We start from the raw sequence: 9,918 nt of genomic DNA on the forward strand, positions 1-9,918 counted from the left end.
TCCCGTCCGTGAGATGGGTCGCGCCTACTTCAGGTCGGCCTCGGTGTAGTAGCCGCTGTCGACGAGGACGGACTTGTAGTTGTCCTTCGTGACCACGGTCGGCTGGAAGAGGTAGGTCGGGACGACCTTCTCCTTGTTGTCGTAGCTCTTGGTGTCGTTCACCTCGGGCGTCTTGCCGGAGAGCAGGTCCTCGGCCATGGTGACCGACTGCTTGGCGAGCTTGCGCGTGTCCTTGTAGATGGTCGAGTACTGCTGACCGGCGATGATCGACTTGACGCTCGCCTGCTCGGCGTCCTGACCGGTCACGACCGGGAGCGGACGGTCCGAGGTGCCGTAGCCGGCGCCCTGCAGGGCCGAGATGATGCCGATCGAGATGCCGTCGTAGGGCGAGAGCACGCCGTCGAGCGTGGTGCCGCCGGAGTACGACTTCGCGATCAGGTTCTGCATGCGGGCCTTGGCGGTCGCCGGGTCCCACTGCTGCGTCGCGGCCTGGGAGAGCTGGTCCTGGCCGGACTGGATCTTCAGCGTGCCGTCCTCGAGGTACGGCTTGAGGGTGTCCATCGCGCCGTTGAAGAAGAACCCGGCGTTGTTGTCGTCGAGCGAGCCGGCGAAGACCTCGATGTTGAACGGGCCCTTCTTGCCGGTCTTCTCGCCCTTGTCGTCGAGGATCCCGAGGCCGGTGAGGAGGCTCGTGGCCTGGTCGACACCGACCTTGTAGTTGTCGAACGACACGTAGTAGTCGACGTTCTTGTTGCCGGTGAGCAGGCGGTCGTACGAGATCACCTTGATGCCTGCCTTGGCGGCGGCGTCGAGCTGGTCGGACAGGGCGCCACCGTCGATCGACGCGATGATCAGGACCTTCGCGCCCTTGGTGATCATGTTGCTGACCTGCTGGGCCTGCTGCTGGACCTTGTTGTCGCCGTACTCGAGGTCGACCTTGTAGCCGGCCTTCTCGAGGTCGCTCTTGACCGCGTCGCCGTCCTTGATCCACCGCTCGGAGACCTTGGTCGGCATCGCGACGCCGACGAGGGCGCCCTTGTTGTCGCCGCTGCCGCCACCGCTGCCGGTGGCGCCACGACCCCCGGCGGAGCACGCGGCCAGGCTGACTGCCAGTCCGACGGCGACGATCCCCGCTGCGATCTTGCGCTTCATCATCGAAGTACCTCTTGTTCCTCTCACGTCGTCCTCGACGCGCTGGGTTCGGGCTGCTGTGCCCCTGGGGTGCTGCTCAAAGTGAGCGCTCACATCATGTGGGTTGTTTCACGGGGTGTCAACTCGTCGTGATCGTTTCGCGACCTTTCCTCGGTGCCCACTTCCGGGGGTACGGTTGCCCACGTGACGACCACGACGGCCCACGAGGGCAAGCGCCGGAAGGCGCCGACCATCTTCGACGTCGCCGAGCGCGCCGGGGTGTCGCACCAGACCGTCTCCCGCGTCATCAACGGCGACCCCACCGTCCGCGAGCAGTTCCGCGACCAGGTCGCCGCCGCCGTCGCCGAGCTCGGGTACCGGCCGCGCGCCGCCGCCCGGGCACTCGCCGGCGGTCGCTCCCGCGCGCTGGGCCTGGTCAGCACGGGCGACGCCCTCTACGGTCCGTCGAGCACCGCGATCGGCTTCGAGCGGGCAGCGCGCGCCGCGGGCTACCACGTCCTGCTGTCGACCCTGCCGGAGGACCCGGTCCCGGCAGACCTGTCCGGAGCCCTCGCGTCCCTGCTCGCCCAGGACGTCGCCGCCGTCGTGCTCGTCGCGGCCGACAACCGGGTGCTCGACGCCCTCGCGTCGCTGACCGTCCCCGTCACGGTGCCGGTCGTGGTCGCGAACGCCGTGCAGCGCGACGCCGCGTACACCGGGGCGGCGCCGAACGTCGCCGCGGTCGCGATCGACCAGGCCGCGGGGGCGATGCTCGCACTCGAGCACCTGTTCGCGAGGGGACACCGCCGCATCGTGCACATCGCCGGGCCGTCGGTGTCGCAGGAGTCCGAGGTCCGCCGCGCCACCTACGAGCGCGCGATGCGGGAGCGCGGACTCGAACCGGTCGTGCTCGAGGGGGACTGGACCCCGGCGAGCGGCTTCGCGGCGGCACGGACGATCGACGTGCACACGGTGGACGCGGTCTTCGCCGGGAACGACCAGATGGCGCTCGGAGTGCTCCACGCCTTCGCCGAGGAGGGGCTCCGCGTCCCGGACGACGTCGCCGTCGTGGGGTTCGACGACATCCCGGAGGCCGCACACTTCACGCCTCCGCTCACCACCGTGCGGCAGGACTTCATGGCGATGGGGGAGCGGGTGCTGGCGTCGGTGAAGGCGCTCGTCGAGGGGCAGTCCCACGACGACGGGCTCATCGCGCCCGCGCTGGTGTTGCCCCGGAGCGCGTAGGGCGCGCGGGTGGGGCTCCCTCGCACGGTGCGAGGGCCTGCGGGGGCCTGCGCGGCGCGGCGCGGCTCACGGTGCGAGGTTTCGCTCACCGTGCGAGGTGATCGGCCCCGCACCGTGCGTGGAACCTCGCACCGTGTGACTGCCCCTCGCACGGTGCGGGGGCACGTGGGGCACGCGGACCGGCTCAGCGGGCGATCGGCAGCCAGACCCGCATCGGGGCCGCACCGCGGTTCGCCCACGCGTAGTACGGGATCGCGACCGCGCTCACGGGGCGCGCGGCGCCCGCCGCGTCGGCCTGGAGGCCCGGCTCGCCCCCGGCGCCACGGCCTGCGTCGTCGACGCTGGTCGCCTCGTCGGCCCGCTCCGCGCCTCCCGGCCGGGTCCCGTCGATCCTGCGGTACGGCCATGCCGGCTGCTCGCGAGAGGCGGGCGCGTGGCCCGGCACCCGCAGGGCGACGACGCCGTCGAGGAGGTCGTCGCGACGCTCCTCGGTCAGCGGCGCGTCCACGTCGACCGTCAGGTCGTCGACCGTGAAGCCCTCCTGGTCGGCCTGCTCGACCGCGTAGACGAGCGGACCGCGCTCGATCGCGACCTGTCCACGGGCGGCGTCGATGCGGTCGTCGGCGACGAAGCGGTGCGCGGTCGTGTCGAACGCGACCTCCACGGTGTCGCCCGCGGTCCAGTGCCGGTCGACGACGTGCAGGGTGCCGGGCGTCGGGTGCGCGACCCCGTCCGGCGTCGTCACGGCGGTCGTGTCCGACCATGCCGGGATGCGGAGGCCGAGTGCGAGCGGGCCGTCCTCGGTCACGGTGACGACCACGCGGCCGTCGTGCGGGTACCCGGTCTCGATGCGGACCCGCCCGAGGTCGGCTGTCGCGTACTGGTGTACCTGCAGGCCGCCGTCGGCCTGGGTCGCGAGGTAGCCGTCCAGGCTCGCGAAGGTCCGCATGATGTTCGGCGGGCAGCAGGCGCAGTCGAACCAGCCGCGGCGGCCGTGCGCGGGGGAGCGGTTCTCGTCCTGGTGCGCGTGGTCGCGGTGCTGCAGCGGGTTGACGTAGAAGTACTCGGTGCCGGCGAGGCTCACCCCAGCGAGGAAGGCGTTGTACAGGAGGCGCTCGATCGCGTCGGCGTAGACGGGCTTCCCGGTCGCCAGCAGCAGCCGCCACGCCCACTGGACCCCGCCGATGGCGGCGCAGGTCTCGGCGTAGCCGCGGTCGGTGGGGAGCTCGTACGGGTCGCCGAACGCCTCCCAGTCCCACCGGGCGCCGAGACCGCCCGTGATGAACGCCTTCGTCGCCATCATGTCGGCGAACTGGCGCTCGCTCGCGGCGAGGAGCTCGGTGTCGCCGGCCTCGATCGCGACGTCGACGGCGCCGGCGGCGAGGTACACCGCGCGGACGGCGTGACCCTCCACGGTCGTCGCCGCACGTGCGGTGACCCGGTCCGAGAAGTACGTCGGCTCGCCGCCGGCGCGCTCGATGATCCCGTGGCCGCGGGCGTCGACGAACCAGTGCGCGAGGTCGAGGTACGCGCGCGTGCCGGTCTCCCGGTACAGCTCGACGAGACCCATCTCGACGACCGGGTGGCCGTCGATGTCGGCGGTCCTGCCGGGGCCCTCGCCGAAGGTGGCGACGAGGTGGTCGGCGTTCTTCGTCGCGACGTCGAGCAAGCCGGTGTCACCGGTCGCACGGTGCTGGGCGACCGCGGCCTGGTACAGGTGCCCGGCGCAGTACAGCTCGTGGCTCCACTTGAGGTCCGTGTAGCGCTCGCCGTTCCCGCGTACCTGCTGCACGGAGTCGAGGTAGCCGTCGTCCGCCTGGGCCCGGGCGTACAGCGCGGTGACCTCGCGCTGGAGTTCCAGGAGGTCGTCAGCGGGGGCGCGTCCGTACTCCCACGCCACCGCTTCGAGCCACTTCGTCACGTCGGAGTCCATGAAGATCGGTCCGACGGCCTCGCCCTCCTCATCACCGGCTGCGATGCGGAGGTTGCGGAAGTTCCCGGCCGCCTCGAGCTGGTGGTAGCCGCTCCGGACGGCGTCACGGCCGTTGCGGTCCTGCCGGAGGGCCCAGAACCCGCCGGTGATCCGGGCGGCGCCGGCCGGCAGGGGGCGGTGCGCCAGGTGGGCTGCGTCGGTCGGGAGGACCGGGGTCGCGGTCTGCGCACGGCTGTCGGTCGCGAGCGTGGTGGTCATGTCGCCTCCTTGCGAACTGACGGCGCTCCCGTTCAGGAAAGCGCTTATCCGGGAGCAGGCTAGGGCGCGGTGGCGGCGGCCGCAAGGGGTCGGGTCGGCGAGCGCGCTCCTCGGGGGTGGGGTCGGGTGGCGGGGTGGTGCGGTGTGACGGGTCGTGACCGTCCGGCGCGGTGCGGGTGCGGGAGTGGGTGCGGGAGAGGTCACGACTGCCCGCTCGGGTTCGGCGGTCGGTCACGTCGTGTCGTTCTCGGCGTGGTCGAGCGACGGGTCGTGACCGTCCGGCGCGGTTCGCACGGGGTGTCGTGACCGACCGGTAGCGGGTGTGGGCGGGTCGGGCGTGGTCGCGGTTGGCTGCGAAACGTGTCGGGTCGTGACCGTCCGGCGCGGTGTGGGTGCGGGAGGGGTCACGACTGCCCGCTCGGGTTCGGCGGTCGGTCACGTCGTGTCGTTCTCGGCGTGGTCGAGCGACGGGTCGTGACCGTCCGCCGCGGTTCGCGCGGGGTGTCGTGACCGACCGGCAGCGGGCGTGGGCGGGTCGGGCTGACGGGCTTGGTCGCGGTTGGTCGCGGACCGTGTCGGGTCGTGACCGTCCGGCGCGGTGTGGGTGCGGGAGGGGTCACGACCGCCCGCTCCGGTTCGGCGGTCGGTCACGTCGTGTCGTTCTCGGCGTGGTCGAGCGACGGGTCGTGACCGTACGGCGCGGTTCGCGCGGGGTGTCGTGACCGACCGGCAGCGGGCGTGGGCGGGTCGGGCGTGGTCGCGGTTGGCTGCGAAACGTGTCGGGTCGCGAGGCCGGCGTGCGGCATGTCGTGCGACCGCGGCGGACGTGAGCGGCACGTCGTGCGACCAACGGTGTGCGACCCGGCGCTCGGACCGGCTGCCCGGGCCCGGACTCGGACCCAGCGGCCCCGCGTCCCCGGCCCCCGCGACCCCCGGCTCCCGCGCTCCCGGGGCGCGCCGCGTTGCGCGAGTGAGCGCTCACGTGCCAGGATGTGAGCGCTCACGCAAGACGACGACGTCTGGGAGGACGAGATGGGTGACGACGCCGCACGGCAGGTCGCGGACGGCCGCACCACCCTCGGGATCGAGCTCGGTTCGACCCGCATCAAGGCCGTCCTCGTCGACGAGGACCTCCGCCCGGTCGCGAGCGGCTCCCACGAGTGGGAGAACGCGTACGTCGACGGTCGCTGGACGTACTCCCTCGACGCCGTCGAGACCGGGGTCCGCGCCGCCTACGCCGACCTCGTCGCCGACGTCGAGCGGCAGTACGGCGTCCGCCCGACGAGCTTCCGCGCCGCCGGGGTGTCCGCGATGATGCACGGCTACCTCGCGTTCGACGCGGATGGCGAGTTGCTCGTGCCCTTCCGGACGTGGCGCAACACCTCCACCGGCCCGGCTGCCGAGCGACTCAGCGCAGCGCTCGACTTCAACGTCCCGCTCCGCTGGTCGATCGCACACCTGTACCAGGCGGTCCTCGACGACGAGCCGCACGTGGCCGACCTCGCCGGCATCACGACCCTCGCGGGCCACGTGCACCGCCGACTCACCGGCCGGGACGTCCTCGGGGTCGGCGACGCGAGCGGCCTCTTCCCGATCGACAGCACCCCGACGCCGAGCGCCCCCGGTGAGCCCGGCCGCCGCGACTACGACCAGGCGATGCTCGCGACCGCGCAGGGCCTCGTGGCCCACCGCGTGCCGGACCTCCGCGCCCTCCTGCCCGAGGTCCTCGTCGCCGGCGAGGACGCGGGAGCCCTCACGCCCGAAGGCGCCGCCTGGCTCGACCCGACCGGCACGCTCGTCGCCGGCGTCCCGTTCTGCCCGCCGGAGGGCGACGCGGGCACGGGCATGGTCGCCACGAACGCGGTCGCGCCCCGGACCGGCAACGTCAGCGTCGGCACGAGCATCTTCGCGATGGTCGTGCTCGAGCAGCCGCTGGCCACCCCGCACGAGGAACTCGACGTCGTCACGACCCCCGCCGGTGACGCCGTGGCGATGGTGCACTGCAACAACGGCGCGAGCGAGATCGCCGCCTGGGCGCGGGTGTTCGGCCGGTTCGCCGACGCCACGAGCACCCGGACCGGGGGCACCACCGTCGACGTCGACGACGTGTACGCGGTCCTGCTCGACGAGGCCGCCGCCGCCGACCCGGACGCCGGCGGGCTGCTGTCCTTCAACTACCTCGCCGGTGAGCCGGTCACCCACGTCGAGGACGGCCGACCCCTGCTGCTCCGCACACCCGGCGCCCGGTTCACCCTGGGCAACCTCGTCCGCTCCGAGGTCCACGGTGCCTTCGCGACCCTCGCGATCGGCATGGACGTGCTGCACGGTGAGCACGTCCGGGTCGACCGGATGACGGCGCACGGTGGGCTCTTCCGCACGCCCGGTACCCCGCAGCGTCTCCTCGCGGCGGCGCTCCGGGTCCCCGTGGCCCTCGAGGAGACCGCGGGCGAGGGCGGGGCGTGGGGCATCGCGGTCCTCGCGGCCTACCTCGAGCACACCGACCAGGCGCTCGAGGACTTCCTCGCCGACACCGTCTTCCGCGGGGACGCCCTCCAGGTCGCCGAGCCGGAGCCGGACGACGTCGCCGGCTTCCAGAGCTACCTCGACCGGTACCGCGCGGCCCTGCCCGTGCAGGACGTGGCGGCATCGGCGACCCGCACCACCGCACCCACCGACCAGGCCGACCCGACCGACCGAGCCGAGCCGCGCCTCCAGCCCGACCCGACCGACGCGGCCGACCCGACCGACGCGCCGGACCCGACCGGCGCGGCCGACCCGACCGGCGCGGCCGACCCGACCGGCGCGGCCGACCCGACCGGCGCGGCCGACCCGACCGGCGCGGCCGACCCGACCGGCGCGGCCGACCCGACCGGCGCGGCCGACCCGACCGGCGCGGCCGACCCGACCGGCGCGGCCGACCCGACCGGCGCGGCCGACCCGACCGACCCCGCGAACGACGCACGCACCGAGAAGGAGCCGACCGCATGACGGACCAGACCACCGACGAGACGAGAGCCGTCGTCGCGGCGACCCGCGCCCGCGTCGCCGCCCTGCACGGCGAACTCGTCCGCTACGGCCTCGTCATCTGGACCGGCGGCAACGTCTCCGAGCGCGTCCCGGGCACGGACCTCTTCGTGATCAAGCCGAGCGGGGTGTCGAGCGACGAGCTCCGACCCGAGAACCAGGTGGTCTGCACGCTGGACGGCGTGCCGGCCGACGGCTGGGACAACGCGCACGGCCCGTCCTCCGACACCGCGGCGCACGCCTACGTCTACCGGAACATGCCCGAGGTCGGCGGTGTCGTGCACACCCACTCGACCTACGCGACGGCCTGGGCGGCCCGCGCCGAGGCGATCCCGTGCGTCATCACGGCGATGGCGGACGAGTTCGGCGGGCCGATCCCGGTCGGGCCGTTCGCGATCATCGGCGACGACTCGATCGGCCACGGCATCGTCGAGACGCTGAGCGGTCACCGCTCGCGCGCCGTCCTCATGCAGAACCACGGCGTGTTCACGATCGGGCGCGACGCGAAGGACGCCGTGAAGGCCGCGGTGATGTGCGAGGACGTCGCACGCACCGTGCACATCGCGAAGCAGGGCGGGGAGCTCGTCCCGATCGCCCAGGAGAACATCGATCGACTCTTCGATCGCTACCAGAACGTCTACGGACAGACCCCCGAAGGAGCACTCCAGTGACCCACGACACACCGACGCACGTCGTCGACCCCGCCGAGACACTGGCGGGCTACGAGGTCTGGTTCCTGACGGGGAGCCAGGGGCTGTACGGCGAGGAGACGCTGCGCCAGGTCGAGGAGCAGAGCAAGGCCGTCCACGAGACGCTGGCGCCGCACGTGCCGGTGAAGCTCGTGTGGAAGCCGGTCCTCAAGGACGCCGACGGCATCCGCCGGGCCCTCATCGAGGCGAGCGCCGACGACAAGGTCATCGGCGTCACGACGTGGATGCACACGTTCAGCCCCGCGAAGATGTGGATCGGCGGCCTCCAGGCACTCACGAAGCCGCTGCTGCACCTGCACACCCAGGCGAACGTCGCGCTGCCCTGGGGCGACATCGACTTCGACTTCATGAACCTCAACCAGGCCGCGCACGGCGACCGCGAGTTCGGCTACGCCCTCGCCCGCCTCGGCGTCCGCCACGCCACGGCGGTCGGGCACGTGTCCGACGAGCGGGTCGTCGCTCGCATCCAGAACTGGACCCGTGCCGCGGCGGGCGCCGCGGCCGTGCGGGAGCTCAAGCTCACCCGCTTCGGCGACAACATGCGCTACGTCGCCGTCACCGAGGGCGACAAGACCGAGGCGGAGATCGAGCTCGGCGTGCAGGTGAACACCTGGGCGGTGAACGAGCTGGCAGCGGCGGTGGACGCCGCAGCGGCGGACACAGCGGCGGTCGACGCGCTCGTGGCGACGTACGAGCGCGACTACGACGTGGACCCGTCGCTCCGCAGCGACGGCGGTGACCGCCACGCCGCGCTCCGCGACGGCGCCGCCATCGAACTCGGCCTCCGCGCCCTCCTCGCGCAGAACGGCTCCGCCGCGTTCACCACGAACTTCGAGGACCTCGGGACGCTCAAGCAGCTGCCCGGCCTCGCGGTCCAGCGCCTCATGGCCGACGGGTACGGCTTCGGCGCCGAGGGGGACTGGAAGACCGCCGTCCTCGTCCGCGCGATGAACGTCGCCGGCGCCGGGCTGCCCGGTGGCGCATCGCTGATGGAGGACTACACGTACGACCTCACCCCGGGTGCCGAGAAGATCCTCGGCGCGCACATGCTCGAGGTCTCGCCGACGCTCACCACCACGACGCCGACGCTCGAGATCCACCCGCTCGGGATCGGCGGCAAGGACGACCCGGTGCGCCTGGTCTTCACCGCCGACGCCGGCGAGGCCGTCGTGGTCGCGCTGTCCGACACCCGTGACGGCTTCCGTCTCACCGCGAACGTCGTCGACGTGGTCCCGCCGACGGAGGCGCTGCCCAACTTGCCGGTCGGCCGCGCGGTCTGGGAGCCGCGGCCGTCGTTCCCGGTCGCGGCCGAGGCCTGGCTCACCGCCGGCGCCGCCCACCACACCGTCATGACGACGGCTGTCGGCCTGCAGGTCGTCGAGGACTTCGCGACGATGGTCGGTACCGAGTTCCTCGTCATCGACGAGCACACCACGGCCCGCGGGTTCCGCGACGAGCTGCGCCTGCAGCAGACCTGGCACCGACTCGACCGGGGGTTCTAGGCTCGTGACCGTGACCGCGACGATGCGCACCAACTGGGCAGGGAACGTCACCTACGGGGCGACCGAACTGCTGACGCCGACCTCCGTCGACGAGGTCCAGCGCATCGTCGCGGCG

The 9,918-nt window shown here is 72.7% G+C and carries 5 protein-coding genes and 1 pseudogene; 4 read left to right on the top strand and 2 right to left on the bottom strand.

Translation table 11 applies throughout. The annotated features are described in order from the left end of the window. Window positions 1–24 precede the first annotated feature (24 nt). On the bottom strand, window positions 25–1,155 hold the full coding sequence (gene chvE / locus I59_RS08905; RefSeq protein WP_022903573.1) for a multiple monosaccharide ABC transporter substrate-binding protein: 1,131 nt from the start codon (window positions 1,153–1,155) through the stop codon (window positions 25–27). Between the two features lie 180 nt (window positions 1,156–1,335). On the opposite strand from chvE, the gene I59_RS08910 reads away from it, so the two are divergent. Further along, window positions 1,336–2,376 carry a substrate-binding domain-containing protein gene (locus I59_RS08910; protein ID WP_022903574.1) on the top strand — a complete coding sequence of 347 codons (1,041 nt, stop codon included), beginning with the start codon at window positions 1,336–1,338 and terminating at the stop codon, window positions 2,374–2,376. A 184-nt stretch (window positions 2,377–2,560) separates the two neighbouring features. Here the strand turns inward: I59_RS08910 and I59_RS08915 are convergent, their stop codons facing one another. Next, on the bottom strand, window positions 2,561–4,567 hold the full coding sequence (locus I59_RS08915) for a glycoside hydrolase family 127 protein (protein ID WP_022903575.1): 2,007 nt from the start codon (window positions 4,565–4,567) through the stop codon (window positions 2,561–2,563). 1,032 nt (window positions 4,568–5,599) lie between these two features. On the opposite strand from I59_RS08915, the pseudogene I59_RS08935 reads away from it, so the two are divergent. The 3 genes and pseudogenes from I59_RS08935 to araA form a co-directional block, all read left to right on the top strand. After that, a pseudogene (locus I59_RS08935) lies at window positions 5,600–7,225 on the top strand (xylulokinase); the annotation flags it as partial. 326 nt (window positions 7,226–7,551) lie between these two features. Further along, on the top strand, window positions 7,552–8,262 hold the full coding sequence (locus I59_RS08940; RefSeq protein WP_022903580.1) for an L-ribulose-5-phosphate 4-epimerase: 711 nt from the start codon (window positions 7,552–7,554) through the stop codon (window positions 8,260–8,262). Continuing rightward, window positions 8,259–9,803, top strand: coding sequence for an L-arabinose isomerase (araA, locus tag I59_RS08945; RefSeq protein WP_022903581.1), 1,545 nt, complete (start codon window positions 8,259–8,261; stop codon window positions 9,801–9,803). Before I59_RS08940 ends, araA begins: the two co-directional genes overlap by 4 nt. Window positions 9,804–9,918 lie beyond the last annotated feature (115 nt).

It is taken from the genome of Curtobacterium sp. B8, from assembly GCF_000333315.1.
GTDB classification, from domain to species: Bacteria; Actinomycetota; Actinomycetes; order Actinomycetales; family Microbacteriaceae; genus Curtobacterium; species Curtobacterium luteum.

Excerpts from the sequence above, each read along its gene's own strand:
- chvE (WP_022903573.1), bottom strand. The coding sequence starts at position 1,155 with ATGATGAAGCGCAAGATCGCAGCGGGGATCGTCGCCGTCGGACTGGCA.
- I59_RS08915 (WP_022903575.1), bottom strand. The coding sequence starts at position 4,567 with ATGACCACCACGCTCGCGACCGACAGCCGTGCGCAGACCGCGACCCCG.
- I59_RS08940 (WP_022903580.1), top strand. The coding sequence starts at position 7,552 with ATGACGGACCAGACCACCGACGAGACGAGAGCCGTCGTCGCGGCGACC.